Raw genomic sequence first — 17,167 nt, forward strand, 5'->3', positions numbered from 1 at the left:
GGCAGCCCGCCGGGCTGGATAGACTGATCTCGTTCCTTCTGCGGGATCATGGGGGTGCGATGCCATCGGACGACGCGGCGAGCAGGTCCCGGCGGGATCGACGCCTGGCCCGCTACGACCAGCTTCGCGCCGAGCGTCCGCACCTCTTCGCCAACCCGCCCGGCGCGGCGTACGAGATCGTGTTCGACCGGGAACTGCAGAATCGGGTGGCCGACGGGGCGGCGGCCGCGCTGCGCGCCGCCGGCAAGCCGACGGACTACGGCGACGTCGGCGTGATCTACGAGGATCGCTACGTCATCATCGTGCGGGACGCCGTGCGCTTCCTCAGCGGCGACCTGGGTCCCTACATCCGGTCGGTCCCCGCCGTGCTCGGGGTCGGTGCGGCGGTGCTGCCGGTCTTCGCGGACGGCCGCATGCTGCTGGTCCGGCACTTCCGGCACGAGCTGCGCACCTGGCAGTGGGAGGTCCCCCGGGGCTTCGCCGAGCCGGATGCCGACGGGGCGGCGACCGCCGGCCGCGAGCTGGAGGAAGAGGTCGGGCTGAGCGTCGAGAAGGTGGAGCTGCTCGGCCGGGTGGCCAGCGACGGCGGGGCGGACGAGATCTACCTGGCCCGGTTGCAGGCCAGCGGCCCGCCGGACGAGATCCCGCTGGACGCGGTGCGGGAGGGCATCGACGAGCGACGGCTGGTGACCCGCCAGGATCTCGCCGCCATGATCGCCTCGGGTGAGGTGACCGACCACTACCTCCTGGCGGCCTTCGCGTTCGCCACCGCGAAGGGCCTCCTCTAGCACCGCCGAAGAACCGGCGGACGGATCACGACCACGACCGGCCGACAGCGGATCACGGGCACGACCGGCCGTCGGGCGGATCACGACCACGACCGGACGACGACGGATCACGACCGCGACCGGCCGGCGGCGCGGTGCGATCACGGTCCGACGCGGGCCGAGCCGTGCGGACCGCAGTTCGGTGTCCGGGCAGCTCCGGGCATACTTGCCGGATGTCCGAGCCCGCCCGCCCCCGACCGGCCGATCCGACCGGCCCGATGCTGGCCGCCCTGCGCGCGGGCACCCGGGAGCACCATCGCGCCCTGGAGCGGGAGCTCGATCTTCCCGGCCGGATCAGGTCCCGTACCGAGCTGTCGACCGTGCTCTCCGCGATGCTCGCCTCCTGGCAGCCGCTGGAGGAGCGGCTCGCCGCCGCCGACTGGTCCGGCCTGTCGCTCGACCCCCGGCTCGGCGAGGCAGCCGACCTGCTCCGGGCGGACCTGTCCGCGTTGTCGACACCGGCCGGGGCCGTGACGCACGCCGCCGTACCCGATCTCGGCAGCCTGGCCGACGCGGTCGGCGCCCGGTACGTGCTGCTGGGCAGCGCCCTCGGCGGCCGGGTCATCGCGCCGGTCGTGGAGCGCCGCCTCGGCCTGGCCGAAGGCGCGGCCACCCGGTTCTTCCGCCGCAGCGGTCGGTCGCCCGGCCGCGACTGGCGGGATTTCCGGCTCGCGCTGGCGGCCCGCGACTGGTCGCCCGCAGACCTCGCCCGCGCGACCACCGCCGCGCGGGAGACCTTCGCGTTCGTCGGCCGGGCCGCCGCGCCGATCCTCGCGGTCAGCTCGGCGCGGGCGGGCTGACGCCCCAGGTCAGGGCCGCTGCCGGTCCAGGCGTTCCGCGTACGCGTCGCGCAGCTCCGCCCAGCCGAACTCCTTCGCCTCGGCGCCCCGGATCGGGCCGACCGGGTCACCGGCGAGCAGGTGGTCGGCGACGTCCAGGCAGAGGTGCCAGCCGGCGGCCACCATCGGGGCGAGGCCCGGATCGCCGACGCGCTGCCGCAGGGTCAGCCGGGTGCCGTCACCCGAGCGCGCCAGTTCCCAGCGCAGCAGCCCGTCGCCCCAGGTGTACTCCAGCAGCGTCGGCCGTTCGGCGCGGCGTACGGTCGCCGGTTGGTCGACGGTGCGGTCGCCGTCGACCGTGCTGAGGGTGGCGTCGCCGGTGGTGCCGAGATCCCGGCTGGCTAGGAAGGGCGCCCACCGGGCGAGCTGGTCCGGCTCGGTCAGTGCCGCCCACACCCGCTCCGGCGGATGCCGCAGGTCGCGGACGAAGACCAGGTCCCAGCCGTCCTCCCCACGGGTGACCTCGGCGAGCGGGCCGGGCCGGAAACTGTCGCGGTCCATGTCACTCCTGACTGTCGAGATGGCGCTCCAGGGCGTCGAGGTGGTCCGTCCAGAGCCGGCGGTACGGTCCGAGCCAGTCGTCGACGGCGCGCAACGGCCGCACGTCGAGCCGGTAGATGCGCTGCTGAGCGGCGGTGCGGCAGGTGACGAAGCCGGCCTCGCGGAGCACCTTGAGGTGTTTGGAGACGGCCGGCTGGCTCACCCCCAACGCATCGACCAGGTCGCCGACGCTGCTCTCGGCGCGGCGCAGCCGCTCCAGGATGCGGCGTCGGGTCGGCTCGGCCAGCACGGTGAAGGCGTCGACGGACACCACCACAATATGCCTCTCGGGTAATATGCCTGTCAAGGAATGAGAAAGAGGGGCCCCTCGTCGACGAGGAGCCCCTCTCCGGTGGTCAGTGCCAGGTGTCGCTGAGGGTGATCGACGTGCTGGCGGTGGCGGTGCGGTTCGCGCCGGACTCCCAGGTCACCGTGCCGTTGTCGGTGCGCTTGACGTACTTGTAGGCGAAGGTGGTGCCGGCCGGCAGGGTGAGGCCGCCGGACCAGACCGGGTAGCCGGCCGCCGACAGCGGGAGACCCCGGGCCGGGTCCCAGCCGCCCAGAGCAGGGATGTCCCCGACCAGATAGACGTTCTCGCCCGGCACCGTGGTCACGGTCGCCCGGACGGTGACCGTGGCCGAGGCCGGCGGGGCGCTGGCCGGCTGGTTCCAGGTGGCGGTGAGCGCGGTGCCACCGCTGCCGGACCGGTTCGGGTCGTTCTCCCACTGCGGCGCGCCGGTGCCGACCTTCACCAGCTTCCACTCGAACGGGGTGCCGGCGGGGACGTCCACCGAGCCGGTCCAGGTCGGGTAGCTGCCGGCGGTGGTGGTCAGCTTCACGCCGCCGGCCGGGTTCCACGCGCCGAGCTGCGGGAGCGAGCCGACGACGTACACCGACTGGCCGTAGTCGGTGGTCGCGGTGACGGTGAACCGGGTCAGGCCGGCGGGCGCCGTCGGCGTCGGCGAGGGGCCGTCGGGTCCCGGGGACGTGCTGGGGGACGGCGTGGTGCTCGGGGTCGGCGACGGTGTCGCCCCGTCCACCCGGGCCGCCACGTGCAACGCCACCGCGTGGTTGGCCGGGACGGTGGCGGTGAAGGAGCCGCCGGAGACGGTGACCGTGCCGCCGGTGCAGACCCCGCTGGTGCGGTCGTAGCCGCCCGCGGCGACGTTGCAGTAGCGGCCGTCCGGCAGGCTGGTGCCGAAGGTGCGGCTCCACGCGGTGTCGGTGGCGTTGAAGGCCGCGTACCCCTTGGTGCCCCGGGCGAAGGCGAGCCGGCCGGAGCCGTCGGTGACCACCCCGCCCACGCCGGTGCCGGCGGTCGCGTTGCGGAAGCCCGGCATGCCGGCGACCTGCGCGTTGCGGTGTTCGCAGATCCACTGGCCGTCGCCGCAGTCGGTGGCCTTCGTGGTGCCGTCGGCACCGCTCGGCGGGCCCTGCGCGGTGACCGCCCCGAAGGCGTAGCTCGACATCAGCTGCGGCCGGCCGTACGGGTGGGCCATCATGAACGCGTCCGCCAGGTAGTAGCGGTCCCCGTTCTTGTACGTCAGCGTCGGCGTGGACCGCTGGGTGTCGTGGTTGTCGATGAAGGTGATCGACTGGGCGCCGGTCAGGCCGCCGTAGTTCGGCAGGGTGGCGAGCTGGGCGATGCTGCCGTTGCGGAACGCCGACGAGACCGCTTGCTGGTAGTCGAAGTTGGTCACCGCGCCGAAGCCCGCGTACGAGGTGTAGGGGATGACCGAGTCGCCGTAGACCTCCTGGAACACGTCGGGCCGGCCGCCGAAGCCGGGCACGTCGTGCAGTCGGCTGTAGATGTCGGCCAGGTGCGCCTCCTGGACGTGCTTGGCCGCGTCCACCCGGAAACCGGCCACCCCCAGGTCGATCACCGAGTTCATGTACTTGGCGATCTTCCGACGGACCTCCGGGTCGGCGGTGTTCAGGTCGGCCAGGTCGAGCAGCTCGCAGTCCTGGATCTCGGACTTGCTGCTCCAGTTGCTGATCCGGCGGTAGCAGGGGGCGAAGTCGGCGTACTGGTAGCTGTCGCCGGAGCCGTCGTCGAAGAGGTTCGGGTAGCTGTACTTGCCGTACGGCGTGCCCGCGCTGCCCGGCCCGTTGCCGGCCGACGCGGTGCCGCTCATGTGGTTGAGCACCACGTCCACATAGACCTTCACGCCCTGGTCACGGCAGCGCCGGACCATGTCGACGAACTCGTCCTTCGTGCCGCGCCGGGTCTTGTCGAGCCGGTACGACACCGGCTGGTAGTCCTGCCACCACGGGTAGCTGGCGCCCTCGGCGCTGGGCACCACCACGTGCTCCTGCGGCGGGGAGACCTGCACGCCGCCCCAGCCGTCCGGGCCGAGCGTGGTCTCGCACTCGCTGGCGACGGAACTCCACCGCCACTGGAAGAGGTGGACGATCGCGTCGCCGTTGGCCTGCACGGTGGTGGCGGCGGCGGCCGGTTGCGGGTCGGCGGCCGCGACGGCGGTCAGCCCCGCCGTGGCGAGCGCCACGGCGAGGACGGCCGCCGGTACGGCGGCTCGGGGTCTACGGAACATCGGGGGTACTCCTCGGGACGGAGGGCACGGGGGAGCGCGCCGTGGGGGCGGCGAGATTTCCTGCAAGTTACGCAAGAAGTTGCGGGTTCCCGAGACGGTAACAGTGACGCCAGTGATTGTGAACACTCGAATTTCCGTGTCAACGCTTGGTGTCAGCGCCGTTGCGGTTGACTGCAAGACCTGCAAGACTTTTCTGGCCCGTGTCCGCCGCGTCGTCCGGGCGCGGCGGACCCGGGCCGCTCCATATGCTCGGTGGCATGGAACTGCGGATCTTCACCGAACCCCAGCAGGGCGCCGACTACGACCAGCTCCTCGCCGTGGCCCGCTGCGCCGAGGACGCCGGCTACGGGGCGTTCTTCCGGTCCGACCACTACCTGAAGATGGGCTCGGTGAGCGGCGAGCCGGGGCCGACCGACGCCTGGACCACCCTCGCCGGCCTGGCCCGGGACACCTCCCGCATCCGGCTGGGCACCCTGATGACGGCGGCGACCTTCCGGCTCCCCGGCCCGCTCGCGATCACCGTCGCGCAGGTCGACCGGATGAGCGGCGGCCGGGTCGAGCTGGGCATCGGCACCGGCTGGTACGCCGAGGAGCACACCGCGTACGGGATCCCCTTCCCGGCGCTGGGGGAGCGCTTCGACCGGCTGGAGGAGCAGCTCGCCGTCATCACCGGGCTCTGGGAGACGCCGGTCGGTGGCACGTTCGACTTCGCCGGGAAGTACTACCCGGTCAGCGACTCACCCGCGCTGCCCAAGCCGGTCCAGCAGCCCCGGCCCCCGGTCCTGCTCGGCGGGATGGGCCCGAAGCGGACCCCACGGCTGGCCGCCCGCTATGCCGACGAGTTCAACTTGCCGTTCGCCTCGCTGGAGGACTCGGCGGCGCAGTTCGACCGGGTGCGGGCGGCCTGCGCCGAGTCCGGTCGGGACCCGTCCGGGATGGTCTGGTCCAACGCGCTGGTGCTCTGCGCCGGCCGGGACGACGCCGAGGTCGCCCGGCGGGCCGCCGCCATCGGTCGGGAGCCGGCCGAGCTGCGCGAGAACGGCCTCGCCGGTACGCCCGCCGAGATCGTCGACAAGCTCGGCCGGTACGCCGCGATCGGCAGCGACCGGGCCTACCTCCAGGTGCTCGACCTGGCCGACCTCGACCACCTGGAGCTGGTCGCCGCCGAGGTCATGCCGCAGCTCTGACGACTCAGCGGCCCGGGCGGCCGGGCTCGCGCAGCACCGTGTCCAGCCGCCCGTCCCGGTCGCTGTCCAGATAGGTGATGTCCGGTACGCCGTCGCCGTCCAGGTCGATCTGCACCACGTCGGCGATCCCGTCGCCGTCCAGGTCGGTCACCACCTGCGTGGACCCGTCCAGGTGGTGGGTGACGATCGAGTGCCCGCCGTCGGTGACCCGGGGTGCCGGAGCCCGCCGCGGCTCCGGCGTCGGGTCGTCCGGGTACGCCGGGTCCGGTCCCACCCCGGTCGGGTCGATCTCCTCCTCGGAGGGGTACACGTCGCCGCGCGGGGCGGGGTCGCGGTAGCTGCTCATCGGCGTATGGTTCCCCACCTGCACACCGGGCAACCGTGTCGATCGACCGGTGTCACCCCCACGTCGACCGGAGGTCAGCCGAGTGACCGACAGCCCCGCCGCCCGGAACTGGGCCGGCAACATCCGCTACGCCGCCCGCAGCCGGCACGCCCCGACCACCGTCGACGCGCTGCGCCGGCTGGTCGCCGGCAGCGACCGGGTCCGGGCCGTCGGCACCGGCCACTCCTTCAACCGGCTCGGCGACACCGACGGCGACCTGGTCTCGCTCGCCGCGCTGCCGCCCGTGGTGGAGCTGGACCCCGACCGTGGCACGGTCACCGTCGCCGCCGGCCTGCGCTACGGCGACGTCGCCACCCGACTGCACACCCAGGGGTACGCGCTGGCCGCCCTCGCCTCGCTGCCGCACATCTCGGTGGCCGGTGCGGTCGCCACCGGCACCCACGGCTCCGGCGACGCGACCGGCAACCTCGCCACCGCCGTCGCCGGCCTGGAACTGGTCACCGCCGACGGTGACCTGCTGACCGTGGACCGGGCCGACGACCGGTTCGCCGGGATGGTCGTCAGCCTCGGCGCGCTGGGGCTGGTCACCCGGGTCACCCTCGACGTGGTGCCGACCTTCGACATCCGGCAGTACGTCCGGCTCGACCTCGACCGGGCCGACCTGGACGCGGCCTTCGCCTCGGCGTACAGCGTGAGCGCCTTCACCGACTGGCGGTCCGGGCGGATCCGGGAGGTGTGGCGCAAGCAGCGCGCCGAGGCGGCCCCGCCCCCGGCCGACTGGCTCGGTACGACCCCCGCCGACGGACCCCGCCACCCGGTGCCCGGCATGCCGGCGGAGAACTGCACCGCGCAGCTCGGCGCGCCCGGGCCGTGGCACGAGCGGCTGCCGCACTTCCGGCTCGGCTTCACCCCGAGCAGCGGCGACGAGTTGCAGTCGGAATACCACCTGGCCCGGGAGGTGGCCGGGGAGGCGCTGGCCGCCCTGGACCCGATGGCCGACCGGATCGCGGCGGTGCTCCAGGTCTGCGAGCTGCGCACGATCGCCGCCGACGGGCTGTGGCTCAGCCCGAACCACGGGCGGGACAGCCTGGCGGTCCACTTCACCTGGATCGGCGACGAGGCGGCGGTCGCCCCGGTCGTCGCCGAGGTGGAGCAGCGGCTCGCCCCGTACGCCCCGCGCCCGCACTGGGGCAAGGTCTTCGGGCTGGACCCGGCGGCGGTGGCCGCCGCGTACCCCCGGCACGGCGACTTCCTGGGCCTGCTGCGCGACCTCGACCCGGCGGGGAAGTTCCGCACCGCGGAGCTGGACCGCTACTTCCCCCGCTGACCGGTCAGTGCCGGCCGGCGGTCAGCTGGTCGCGGAGGCTGCCGCGCTGCACCGCCCGGCTGATGTCGCTCGGCGAGACGATGCCGACCAGCCGCTGGTCGACCACCACCAGCGCCCGCCCGTCGGCGCACTCGCTGAGCCGGGGCAGCAGCTCGTTCAGCGGCTCGTCGGGGCGGGCCAGCACCAGCTCCTCGGCCCGGCAGGAGACCTCCGCCAGGCTCGTCGACGCCCGCCGGTCGGCGGGGATGCCCCGCACCCGGTCCAGGGTGACCAGCCCCACCGGCCGCCCCTCGTCGGTCAGCGGCAACGCCGAGTGCCGGTACGCGAAGAGGTAGTGGTCGACGAAGTCCGCCACCGTCATCTCCCCGGAGGCGGTCTGCGGCTGCGGCGTCATCACGTCCGCGACCCGCACCCCGCGCAGGGCGCTGCCCATCCGCGCCTGCCGCTCCTCCACGCCGGCCGCGCCGATCAGGAACCAGCCGATCAGCGCCAGCCACAGCCCGCCCACCCCGGCCCCGGCGATGAACTGCCACAGTCCCAGCCCGATCAGCAGCGCGCCGAGCACCCAGCCGGCCCGGGCCGCCACCACCGACGCCTTCGTCCGGTCACCGGTCGCCTTCCACACCGCGGCGCGCAGCAGCCGCCCGCCGTCCAACGGGGCGGCGGGCAGGACGTTGAAGATCGCGAGCAGGATGTTGATCCCGGCCAGCCAGGCCAGCGAGCCCAGCAGCAGCCCGCGCACGCCGGCCAGGGTGAGCAGCACCGCGATGCCACCGAAGAAGAACCCGATGATCAGGCTGACCAGCGGCCCGATCCCGGCGATGCGCAGCTCCGCGCCCGGGTCGCGGGCCTCGCCCTTCAGCTCGGAGACGCCCCCGAAGAGCCAGAGCGTGATCCCCTCGACGCCGATGCCGTTGCGTTTGGCGACCACCGCGTGCGCCACCTCGTGCGCCAGCAGGCCGAGGAAGAACACCACCGCGGCGGCCAGGCCGGCCAGCACGTACGCCCAGGTGGGCCGGTCCGGGTAGGCCCGGGGGAACTGGTTGGCGGCGAGCGCCCAGGCGATCAGCAGGAAGATGACCAGGACACTCCAGTTGACCCCGACCGGTACGCCCGCGATCCGGCCAAGCCGGAAGCTCGCCCTCATGCCCCCGTCATACCCCCGGTACGCCCCGACATGCCAGGGCCGTGGGGACTGGTCAGTCGGCGGTGCCGGCGGGGGCGACCCAGGTGGTGGGCTGACCGGTGATCGCGGTGATCATGTCGTAGTCGCCGTCGTAGTGCAGCACCGTGACCCCGTGTCGCTCGGCTGTCGCCGCGATCAGCAGGTCGGCCATGGACAGGGCGCGATGGTTGCCCTTGTGCAGAGCCTGCACCTGGACGTCGATGGCACGGTCCCAGATGTCGTCGGGCATCGCCAGCCAGTCGAAGCCGCGGAGCAGCCAGCGGGCACGCTGGGCGTCCTTCGCCGTGCGGGCGCTGTGGATCACTTCGACCTCGACCGCCCCGCAGACCGCCAGCAGGCCGCGGTCGGACAGCTCGTCAAGGACCGGTGCGACGGTCGGCTTCGGCCAGCGGGCGAGCGCCGATGTGTCGAGCAGGTAGCGTTCCCGGCTCACGCGGCGTCTGACTCCGCAGTGTCGGCCGGATCGGTGAGGTCGGGGAGGCCGCCGCTCTTGAGCCAGTCGGCGAACTCGCGCCGCTTTTCCCGGTTGACCGCGGCTTGGAGGGCTGCGTTGACGGTGGCCTTCTTGGTCGTGGTGCCGAAGATCTTGGCGGCCTCGGCGAGTAGTGCGTCATCGACATCGAGGATGGTCCGGGACACGTGCGACGCCTCCTGGTGCTGGTGAGGTACCAGGTGATGATATCAAGAATCTCTCAGCTTGATATACGACTGGGCATGATTTCAGGCCACGCATCCGGGATAGTGGCGAGGGTGAGCGACGACGGTGATGACCCGTACCTCTGGTTGGAAGATCTTGATGGTGCGGACGCCGCCGGGTGGGTGCGGGAGCGGAACGCGGCGACCGTCGCGGCGCTGACCGGCGGCGAGACGTTCGGCGCCCTGCGGACCGAACTCCGGCAGGTGCTCGACGCCGACGACCGGATCCCCTGGCCGGGCTGGCGCGGGGACGGCTTCTGGTACAACTTCTGGACCGACGCGACGCACCCACGCGGAATCTGGCGGCGGACCACCCTCGACCAGTACCGCCGGCCGGAGCCCGAGTGGGACGTGCTGCTCGACGTGGACGCCCTGGCCGCCGCCGACGGCGAGAACTGGGTCTGGCAGACGGTGACCGTGCTGCGCCCCGGCTACCGGCGCTGCCTGATCAGCCTCTCCCGGGGCGGCGCCGACGCGGTCGTGGTGCGGGAGTTCGACCTGGAGCGCCGCGCCTTCGTCGAGGACGGCTTCACGCTGCCCGAGGCGAAGACCGACGTCTGCTGGATCGACGCCGACCACATCTTCGTCGGCACCGACTTCGGGCCCGGCTCGCTGACCTCCTCCGGATATCCGCGCGTGGTCAAGCGCTGGCGGCGGGGCACGCCCCTGTCCGCCGCCGAGGTGGTCCACGAAGGCCACGTCGACGACGTCGCCGTCTACGCCGCGCACGACCCGACGCCCGGCTTCGAGCGCGACTTCGTGGGCCGCAGCCGCGACTTCTGGCGTACCGAGAACCATCTGCTGACCGGGGCGGGCGAGCGGATCCGGATCGCCGTACCGGAGGACGCCGGCTGGGACGCGCACCGGGAGTGGCTGCTGATCCGGCTCCGCTCACCGTGGACCGTCGACGGGACGACCCACCCGGCGGGCGCGCTGCTCGCGACCCGGTTCGACGACTTCCTCGCCGGTGGGCGGGAGTTGACCGTGCTGTTCCGCCCCGACGAGCGGACGGCGCTGAGCGGGCACGCCTGGACCCGGAACCAGCTGATCCTCACCACCCTCGCCGACGTGAAGAGTCGGTTGGAGGTGCTGACCCCGGGTGCGGGGGAGTGGCGGCGTGAGCCGCTGGCCGGCGTGCCGGAGTTCGACCACAGCGACGTCATCGAGACCGACCCGGACCACGACGACGCCTACCTGCTCAGCTCCGAGGGCTTCCTGGAACCGGCGACGCTGCGCCTCGGGCAGGTCGGCGGCGAGGTCGAGACGCTCAAGCGGCAGCCGGCCTTCTTCGAGACCGACGGCCTTGCCGTACGCCAGTTCTTCGCGACCTCCGCCGACGGCACCCCGGTGCCGTACTTCGTGGTGGGTGAGCCCGGCGCGACCGGGCCGACGCTGCTGAGCGGGTACGGCGGCTACGAGATCTCGCTGACCCCGTCCTACAGCGGCGTCATCGGCCGGGGCTGGCTGACCCGCGGCGGCACCTACGTGGTGGCGAACATCCGCGGCGGCGGCGAGTACGGCCCCCGGTGGCACCGCGCCGCGCTGCGCGAGAACCGACCCCGGGCGTACGAGGACTTCGCGGCCGTCGCCGCCGACCTGGTGGCGCGCGGGATCACCACGCCGGAGCGGTTGGGCATCGAGGGCGGCAGCAACGGCGGCCTGCTGATGGGAGTGATGCTCACCCGCTATCCGTCGCTCTTCGGCGCGGTCGTCGCGCACGTGCCCGTGCTGGACATGCGGCGCTACCACCGGCTGCTGGCCGGCGCCTCCTGGATGGCCGAGTACGGCGACCCGGACCGGGCGGAGGACTGGGCCTTCCTGCGGGAGTACTCGCCGTACCACAACGTGCGGAGGGATGTGGCGTACCCGCCGATCCTGCTGGTCACCTCGACCCGCGACGACCGGGTGCACCCGGCACACGCCCGCAAGATGGCGGCCCGGCTGCGCGAGCACGGCCACGAAGTGACCTACTACGAGAACGTCGAGGGTGGACACGGCGCGGCGGCCAACAACGAGCAGCGTTCCTTCGTCTGGGCGCTCACGCTGGAGTTCCTCTGGCAGAGGCTGACAGCGGCCGGAGCCCTCCCGCGCCAACCCACCCCGGACTCCGCCGCCGAGCAGACCAGCCCCCGCAGCTGAGGGTGCCGAGCCCAGGCGCCGTGCCTCGTCCCCGCTCAGCGCTCCTGGGTCCTCCGACGGGGGAGGGGCTCGCTCCGGTGGGGGAGGTGCGGACCCGGTGCGGCGGCGGACGCTGTTCGTATGATCAAGAAGCGATTGACGGTCGTTGCCGGCTGGTCGATGGTGGCCATCGGTACCCTGCACGCCGCGGTCTTCCTGCCGCAGCCCTACTGGGGCCAGTGGTTCGCCGGTGGCCTGCGCTCGGGCGAGGGCGGTGACGCCTCCCTGGCCATGTTCTGGGCGCTGCCCGGGGGCTTCGTCGTTCCGCTGGTGCTGTGCGGCCTTCTGGTGGCGCGGCTGGGGCGGCGCGGCGAGCGGGCGCCCGGCTACGCCGGCTGGCTGCTGGGTGGCTGGGTGGCCGGCTGTGTGACGCTCATCGGTCCCAGTGGCTTCCTGCTGGGCTTCGTCCCGGCCGGACTGCTCATCGCCGAAGACCTGCTGGCCCGCCGCAGGGGCACCGGGGCGGGGGTGACCGAGCCGCCACAGCGCGCGGTGGGCCGCCCCGCCTCCTGACCGCCCCGCTACAGCCGGGCCGTGTCCACCTGCTGCCCGAGCAGGACCGCGCCGGCCAGCTCCACGATCTCCGGCCCGACCATGGCGTGCTGGGTGGCGACGTGCACGTCCCGGAAGTGCCGCTGCAACGGGCTGCTCGCGTACACCGAGGTGCCGCCGCCGGCCTGGTAGGCGAGGTCCACGGCGGCGGCGGCCGAAGCGGCCGCGTTCGCCGCCGCCAGTCGGAGCCGGGCCCGCTGCTCCAGCGTGACCGGGTCCCCGGCGAGCGCCGTCCGCCAGCACTCGGCCACCGTCGCGCGGAGCAGTGCCGTGCCGCTGCCGAGCAGCGCCTCGGCCCGGGCGACCGCGGTGCGGACGGCCGGTCTGCCGGCGATCGTGCCGCCCTGGCCGGGGACCGGCTTCGCCCGCGCCAGCCGGCCGATCTCGTCCACGGCGGCCCGGGCGATGCCGAGCGCGGCGGCGCCCACCCCGAGGGAGAGATAGCTGAAGACCGGGAAGGCGTAGAGCGGCCCGGGTCGGGGCGGCAGCGGCCCGAAGAGCGAGAACGACCGGTCGGCCGGCACGAACAGGTCGCGCGCCTCCACGTCGTCGCTGCCCGTCGCGCGCAGCCCGGCGACCTGCCAGGTGTCGTGCGACAGCACCTCCGCCGCCGGCACGACGAGGTGCCGGACGGCCGGTCGACCGGTCGGCTCGGTGACCGGGCCGGTGTCGTCGACCAGCACGGCGCCCAGCACCAACCAGGTGGCGTGCCGGCTGGCGCTGGCGAACGCCCACCGGCCGGTGAGTCGGTATCCGCCGTCCACCGGTCGGGCCCGGCCCAGTGGGGCGGCCACCCCGGCGATCAGGAACCCGGGGTCGGCGAGCAGGTCGGCGGCCACCCGTTCGCCGAGGTGACCGAGCGTCACGCTGGTGGCGGCGGCGATCATCGCGCACCAGCCGACCGACCCGTCCGCCCTGGCCAGATCGTGCACGACCGTGCAGAGGGTCAGCGGGTCGGCCTCCAGCCCGCCGGCCGACCGCGGCGCGGCGAGCCGGAACACGCCCAGCTCGGCCAGTCGGCCGACGAGCGGCTCGGGCAACCTGCCGGCCTGCTCGATGGCGGCGGCGTCATCCCGGACCTGCGTCGCGAGCGTGGCCACCGACTCCACGAGCGGCGCGAGCGTATCGACGGACATGGTCGTCAGCCTAGGGCCGATCGCCGTGCCGGCCGACCGTCGTCGTGGTCCGATACCGGTCACTACGGCGATCGCGGCCGGCCGGTGCGACGCCCGTCGTCCCGGAGCCGTCCGCCGGAGGTCCGGGTGGCCTGACAAATGTCACGGTGCAGAGGTGACGCGCGCTCCGGGGGGCGGGCCGGCGTGGGCCGCAGAGTAAGGGCATGACCGACACCCCACTGGCCGTCGAGCTGGCCGGACTCACCAAGACCTTCGGCCCGGTGACCGCCGTCGACGGGCTCAACCTCCGGATCGCGCCGGGCGAGGTGGTGGCCTTCCTCGGCCCCAACGGCGCCGGCAAGACCACCACGGTGGACATGCTGCTCGGCCTGGCCCGGCCGGACGCCGGCAGCGTACGGCTCTTCGGCGGCACCCCGGCCGACGCCGTCCGGCACGGCCGGGTGGCCGCCGTCATGCAGACCGGCGGCCTGCTCAAGGACCTCACCGTCGCCGAGACGGTACGGATGACCGCGCACTTCTACGGGCAGGCCCGGCCGGTCGGCGAGGTGCTGGCGCGGGCCGGGATCGCCGACCTCGCCGACCGGCCGGTGGGGAAGTGCTCCGGCGGCCAGCAGCAGCGGCTGCGGTTCGCCCTGGCGCTGCTGCCCGACCCGGACCTGATGGTGCTGGACGAGCCGACCACCGGCATGGACGTCGAGGGGCGGCGCGAGTTCTGGCAGGCGATCCGGGCCGACGCCCGGGCGGGCCGGACCATCCTCTTCGCCACCCACTACCTGGACGAGGCGGACGCGTACGCCGACCGGATCGTGCTGGTCCGGCAGGGGCGGGTGGTCGCCGACGGCACCACCGCCGAGATCAAGAACCTGGCCGCCGGCCGGATCGTCCGGGCCACCCTGCCGGGGGCGGACCAGGCGGTGCTCGCCGCGCTGCCCGGCGTCCGGACCGTCGAGGTACGCGGGGACGCGGTGCTGATCCGCACCGACGACTCCGACGAGGTGGCCCGGCACCTGTTGACCCGGACCGCCGCCCGCGACGTGGAGATCACCTCCCGCAACCTGGAGGACGCCTTCCTCGCCCTCACCACCGACAGCGCCCCCGTCGACGCCGACACCCCGACCACCGGCCGCGCCGACACCACCGACCGCCGTACCGCGCAGACCCTCGGAGCCTGAGATGACCGTCGCCGCCTCGCCCGCCACCGCACCGGCCGTCCCCGCCGACCGCCGGCCGCCCGCCCTCGGCGGATTCTCCGTCGCCGTCCTCGGCATCGAGATCCGCCGGGTGCTGCGCAACCGCCGGACGCTGATCTTCATCCTGATCATGCCGGCCGTGTTCTTCCTGCTGTTCGGCCTGCCGCAGAAGGGCCAGCACCTCGACAACGGCCTGCCGGTGATGGGCTGGATCATGATCAGCCTCGCCGTCTACGCGGCCATGGTCGCCACCACCAGCGCCGGCGCGGCCGTCGCCACCGAACGGGCGCTGGGCTGGAGCCGCCAACTGCGGCTGACCCCGCTGCACCCGGCCGCGTACGTGGCGACGAAGCTCGCCACCGCGATGGTGCTCGGCCTGCTCGGGGTGCTGGTGGAGTTCGCCGTCGGTGCCGCCGCCGGGGTACGGCTGCCGGCGCACATCTGGCTGGAGTCCGGCCTCACCGCCTGGATCGGCTCCCTGGTCTTCGCCGCCCTCGGCCTCTTCGTCGGCTACCTCGCCCCGGCCGAGAACGTCATGCAGTTCATGGGTCCGGCGCTGGCCATCCTGGCCATGCTCGGTGGCCTCTTCATCCCGCTGGAGATGCTGCCCCACGTGATGCAGCAGATCGCCAAGTTCACCCCGGTCTACGGCGTCGGCCAGCTCGCCCGGGCCCCGCTGACCGAGGCCGGCGTCGACTGGGCCGCGGTCGGCAACGTGGCCGCGTGGACCGCGCTCTTCGGTCTCGGTGCGGCCCGGTTGTTCCGCCGGGACACCACCCGCGTCTGACCGGTCACCGCAGGGTTAGCGTGGGCGCCATGCAGCTGATGCCGGTCGACCCGTATCCGGTGAGCCGTCGTTGGCGGCTCACCGGCTGGCTGCTGGCCGCGATCTGGCTGGTCTTCCTCAACGTCGCCCTCAGCCGCGCCCTGGCCCAGGAGGAGCTGTGGCGGCGGGTGCTGGGTGTGGGCAGCCTGGTCGCCTTCGGTCTCGCCTACATCTTCGCGTTCGAGTGGGGCCGGCTGATGCGGCGGGCCGGGCGGCCCATCCCGCGGCGGCGGGCGTGGACGATCCTCGGTGCGCTGGTCGCCCTCGGGCTGGTCGGCATACCGGCCACCGGGGGCGAGTGGATGAGCACGCTGGTCTTCGTCTGCGCCGCCGCGATCTTCCTGTTGCCGCTCCGACCGGCCCTCGTCGTGGTGGCGCTCGCCGTGGTGGTGCCGCTGGTGCTGGGCCGGCTGGTGCCGGGCTGGGGGTCGGAGAACGGCATCGTCTTCGCGGTGCTGCTGGCGTCGCTCGCGATGTTCGGGGTGAGCCGGTTGGCCCAGCGCAACGCCGAACTCCAGGCCGCCCAGCAGGAGATCCACCGGCTGGCGGTGGCGGAGGAACGCGCCCGGACCGCCCGGGACCTGCACGACATCCTCGGTCACTCGCTGACCGTGGTGGCGGTCAAGGCGGAGCTGGCCGGGCGGCTGCTGGAGCTGGACCCGGCGCGGGCGGCCATCGAGATCGCCGACGTGGAACGGTTGGCCCGGCAGGCGCTCGCCGACGTGCGGGGCACCGTCGGGGCGTACCGGGGGGTGAGTCTCGGGACGGAGCTGGCCGGCGCCCGGACGGCCCTGGCCGCGGCGGGCATCGCGGCCGCCCTGCCGGACGCGGTGCCGGAGCTGCCGACGGAGCGGGACGAACTCTTCGGCTGGACGGTCAGGGAAGGGGTGACCAACGTGGTCCGGCACAGCGGGGCGCGGCGCTGCGAGATCCGGGTGGGGTCGGACCACGTCGAGGTCTGCGACGACGGGCGGGGCCCGGCGGGGGAGCCGGGCGGGGACGGGCACGGCCTGGTCGGGCTGCGGGAGCGGGCCCGCCGGCTGGACGCGACCGTGTCGGTGGGCCGCCGTCCGGACGGCCGTGGGTTCCTGCTCCGCGTCGCGGTGCCGGCGGCGGGCCGGTGACCGGCCGGGGACCGTCGGCCGACGTCGGCGGGTCGGCCGGGCCGATCCGGCTGCTGCTCGCCGACGATCAGGCGCTCGTCCGGGGTGCCCTCGCCGCGCTGCTTTCCCTGGAGCCGGACCTGACGGTGGTGGCCGAGGTGGGCCGGGGTGACGAGGTGGTCGACGAGGCCCGTCGGACCGCGCCGGACGTGGCCCTGCTCGACGTGGAGATGCCGGGGCTGGACGGGATCGCCGCCACCGCCGCGCTGCGGGTCGCCGTGCCCGGCTGCCGGGTGCTGGTGGTCACCACCTTCGGCCGGCCGGGCTATCTGCGCCGGGCGATGGAGGCCGGCGCGAACGGCTTCGTGGTCAAGGACACCCCGGCCCGGCAGCTCGCCGACGCGGTCCGTCGGGTGCACGCGGGGCTGCGGGTGGTCGACCCGACGCTGGCGGCGGAGACCCTGGCCACCGGGCGGAGCCCGCTGACCGAGCGGGAGACCGAGGTGCTGCGGACCGCCCGGGCCGGCGGCACGGTGGCCGACCTGGCGGCGACGCTGCACCTCTCCGAGGGGACGGTACGCAACCACCTGTCGGCGGCGATCGGCAAGACCGGCGCCCGCAACCGGGCCGACGCGGTCCGCATCGCGGAGGAGAACGGCTGGCTGCTCGGCGAGTGACCGGG

The 17,167-nt window shown here is 73.9% G+C and carries 18 protein-coding genes; 10 read left to right on the forward strand and 8 right to left on the reverse strand.

Annotation, left to right across the window (positions count from 1 at the left end; translation table 11 throughout):
- The first annotated feature begins 59 nt into the window (after positions 1-59).
- Entirely contained in the window at positions 60-788 is a 729-nt protein-coding gene (locus ABUL08_RS00790) for an NUDIX hydrolase (RefSeq protein WP_350933680.1), read from the forward strand.
- A 212-nt stretch (positions 789-1,000) separates the two neighbouring features.
- Positions 1,001-1,627: a biliverdin-producing heme oxygenase gene (locus ABUL08_RS00795; RefSeq protein WP_350933681.1), complete on the forward strand. Its 627-nt coding sequence runs from the start codon at positions 1,001-1,003 to the stop codon at positions 1,625-1,627.
- 9 nt (positions 1,628-1,636) lie between these two features.
- Here ABUL08_RS00795 and ABUL08_RS00800 read toward each other — a convergent pair whose 3' ends face one another.
- From ABUL08_RS00800 to ABUL08_RS00810, 3 genes are all read right to left on the reverse strand, one after another.
- A complete protein-coding gene (locus tag ABUL08_RS00800; protein WP_350933682.1) occupies positions 1,637-2,167 on the reverse strand; it encodes an SRPBCC family protein in 531 nt (176 codons plus the stop codon).
- 1 nt (position 2,168) lies between these two features.
- Positions 2,169-2,477 carry an ArsR/SmtB family transcription factor gene (locus ABUL08_RS00805; protein WP_350933684.1) on the reverse strand — a complete coding sequence of 103 codons (309 nt, stop codon included), beginning with the start codon at positions 2,475-2,477 and terminating at the stop codon, positions 2,169-2,171.
- A gap of 85 nt (positions 2,478-2,562) precedes the next feature.
- Positions 2,563-4,758: a carbohydrate-binding module family 20 domain-containing protein gene (locus ABUL08_RS00810; protein ID WP_350933685.1), complete on the reverse strand. Its 2,196-nt coding sequence runs from the start codon at positions 4,756-4,758 to the stop codon at positions 2,563-2,565.
- Positions 4,759-5,015: 257 nt separating this feature from the next.
- On the opposite strand from ABUL08_RS00810, the gene ABUL08_RS00815 reads away from it, so the two are divergent.
- Positions 5,016-5,945, forward strand: coding sequence for an LLM class F420-dependent oxidoreductase (locus ABUL08_RS00815; protein WP_350933686.1), 930 nt, complete (start codon positions 5,016-5,018; stop codon positions 5,943-5,945).
- 4 nt (positions 5,946-5,949) lie between these two features.
- On the opposite strand, the gene ABUL08_RS00820 is transcribed toward ABUL08_RS00815, so the two are convergent.
- Complete coding sequence (locus ABUL08_RS00820; RefSeq protein ID WP_350933687.1) at positions 5,950-6,291, reverse strand: hypothetical protein; 342 nt, start codon at positions 6,289-6,291, stop codon at positions 5,950-5,952.
- A gap of 82 nt (positions 6,292-6,373) precedes the next feature.
- Here ABUL08_RS00820 and ABUL08_RS00825 point away from each other — a divergent pair, with 82 nt between their 5' ends.
- Complete coding sequence (locus tag ABUL08_RS00825) at positions 6,374-7,618, forward strand: FAD-binding protein (protein ID WP_350933688.1); 1,245 nt, start codon at positions 6,374-6,376, stop codon at positions 7,616-7,618.
- A 4-nt stretch (positions 7,619-7,622) separates the two neighbouring features.
- On the opposite strand, the gene ABUL08_RS00830 is transcribed toward ABUL08_RS00825, so the two are convergent.
- From ABUL08_RS00830 to ABUL08_RS00840, 3 genes are read right to left on the reverse strand one after another with little or no spacing between them, the layout of a single operon-like run.
- Positions 7,623-8,765 (reverse strand): site-2 protease family protein, encoded by a 1,143-nt coding sequence (locus ABUL08_RS00830; RefSeq protein WP_350933689.1) that lies wholly within the window; start codon positions 8,763-8,765, stop codon positions 7,623-7,625.
- A 52-nt stretch (positions 8,766-8,817) separates the two neighbouring features.
- Positions 8,818-9,237, reverse strand: a complete 420-nt coding sequence (locus tag ABUL08_RS00835; RefSeq protein WP_350933690.1) for a PIN domain nuclease — start codon at positions 9,235-9,237, stop codon at positions 8,818-8,820.
- Positions 9,234-9,443 carry a type II toxin-antitoxin system VapB family antitoxin gene (locus ABUL08_RS00840; protein WP_350933691.1) on the reverse strand — a complete coding sequence of 70 codons (210 nt, stop codon included), beginning with the start codon at positions 9,441-9,443 and terminating at the stop codon, positions 9,234-9,236. The genes ABUL08_RS00835 and ABUL08_RS00840 overlap by 4 nt, the downstream gene beginning before the upstream one ends.
- A gap of 111 nt (positions 9,444-9,554) precedes the next feature.
- On the opposite strand from ABUL08_RS00840, the gene ABUL08_RS00845 reads away from it, so the two are divergent.
- Entirely contained in the window at positions 9,555-11,639 is a 2,085-nt protein-coding gene (locus tag ABUL08_RS00845) for a prolyl oligopeptidase family serine peptidase (protein WP_350933692.1), read from the forward strand.
- Between the two features lie 120 nt (positions 11,640-11,759).
- Positions 11,760-12,191 (forward strand): DUF6463 family protein, encoded by a 432-nt coding sequence (locus ABUL08_RS00850; protein WP_350933693.1) that lies wholly within the window; start codon positions 11,760-11,762, stop codon positions 12,189-12,191.
- Positions 12,192-12,199: 8 nt separating this feature from the next.
- Here the strand turns inward: ABUL08_RS00850 and ABUL08_RS00855 are convergent, their stop codons facing one another.
- Complete coding sequence (locus tag ABUL08_RS00855; RefSeq protein ID WP_350933694.1) at positions 12,200-13,366, reverse strand: acyl-CoA dehydrogenase family protein; 1,167 nt, start codon at positions 13,364-13,366, stop codon at positions 12,200-12,202.
- Between the two features lie 203 nt (positions 13,367-13,569).
- Between ABUL08_RS00855 and ABUL08_RS00860 the strand changes: the two genes are divergently transcribed.
- The 4 genes from ABUL08_RS00860 to ABUL08_RS00875 are packed head-to-tail and all read left to right on the forward strand — an operon-like array spanning position 13,570 to position 17,162.
- Complete coding sequence (locus tag ABUL08_RS00860; protein WP_350933695.1) at positions 13,570-14,538, forward strand: ABC transporter ATP-binding protein; 969 nt, start codon at positions 13,570-13,572, stop codon at positions 14,536-14,538.
- Position 14,539: 1 nt separating this feature from the next.
- The gene (locus tag ABUL08_RS00865) at positions 14,540-15,343 is read left to right on the forward strand and encodes an ABC transporter permease (protein ID WP_350933696.1); all 804 of its coding nucleotides are present in this window, start codon (positions 14,540-14,542) and stop codon (positions 15,341-15,343) included.
- A 29-nt stretch (positions 15,344-15,372) separates the two neighbouring features.
- Positions 15,373-16,506, forward strand: coding sequence for a sensor histidine kinase (locus ABUL08_RS00870; protein ID WP_350933697.1), 1,134 nt, complete (start codon positions 15,373-15,375; stop codon positions 16,504-16,506).
- Positions 16,503-17,162 (forward strand): response regulator transcription factor, encoded by a 660-nt coding sequence (locus ABUL08_RS00875; protein ID WP_350933698.1) that lies wholly within the window; start codon positions 16,503-16,505, stop codon positions 17,160-17,162. Before ABUL08_RS00870 ends, ABUL08_RS00875 begins: the two co-directional genes overlap by 4 nt.
- The last annotated feature ends 5 nt before the right edge of the window (positions 17,163-17,167 follow it).

The sequence above is a fragment of the Micromonospora sp. CCTCC AA 2012012 genome (assembly GCF_040499845.1).
In the GTDB taxonomy this organism is placed as follows: Bacteria; Actinomycetota; Actinomycetes; order Mycobacteriales; family Micromonosporaceae; genus Micromonospora; species Micromonospora mangrovi.

Excerpts from the sequence above, each read along its gene's own strand:
- ABUL08_RS00810 (WP_350933685.1), bottom strand. The coding sequence starts at position 4,758 with ATGTTCCGTAGACCCCGAGCCGCCGTACCGGCGGCCGTCCTCGCCGTG.
- ABUL08_RS00795 (WP_350933681.1), top strand. The coding sequence starts at position 1,001 with ATGTCCGAGCCCGCCCGCCCCCGACCGGCCGATCCGACCGGCCCGATG.
- ABUL08_RS00800 (WP_350933682.1), bottom strand. The coding sequence starts at position 2,167 with ATGGACCGCGACAGTTTCCGGCCCGGCCCGCTCGCCGAGGTCACCCGT.
- ABUL08_RS00820 (WP_350933687.1), bottom strand. The coding sequence starts at position 6,291 with ATGAGCAGCTACCGCGACCCCGCCCCGCGCGGCGACGTGTACCCCTCC.
- ABUL08_RS00865 (WP_350933696.1), top strand. The coding sequence starts at position 14,540 with ATGACCGTCGCCGCCTCGCCCGCCACCGCACCGGCCGTCCCCGCCGAC.
- ABUL08_RS00815 (WP_350933686.1), top strand. The coding sequence starts at position 5,016 with ATGGAACTGCGGATCTTCACCGAACCCCAGCAGGGCGCCGACTACGAC.
- ABUL08_RS00870 (WP_350933697.1), top strand. The coding sequence starts at position 15,373 with ATGCAGCTGATGCCGGTCGACCCGTATCCGGTGAGCCGTCGTTGGCGG.
- ABUL08_RS00830 (WP_350933689.1), bottom strand. The coding sequence starts at position 8,765 with ATGAGGGCGAGCTTCCGGCTTGGCCGGATCGCGGGCGTACCGGTCGGG.
- ABUL08_RS00855 (WP_350933694.1), bottom strand. The coding sequence starts at position 13,366 with ATGTCCGTCGATACGCTCGCGCCGCTCGTGGAGTCGGTGGCCACGCTC.
- ABUL08_RS00790 (WP_350933680.1), top strand. The coding sequence starts at position 60 with ATGCCATCGGACGACGCGGCGAGCAGGTCCCGGCGGGATCGACGCCTG.
- ABUL08_RS00850 (WP_350933693.1), top strand. The coding sequence starts at position 11,760 with ATGATCAAGAAGCGATTGACGGTCGTTGCCGGCTGGTCGATGGTGGCC.
- ABUL08_RS00860 (WP_350933695.1), top strand. The coding sequence starts at position 13,570 with ATGACCGACACCCCACTGGCCGTCGAGCTGGCCGGACTCACCAAGACC.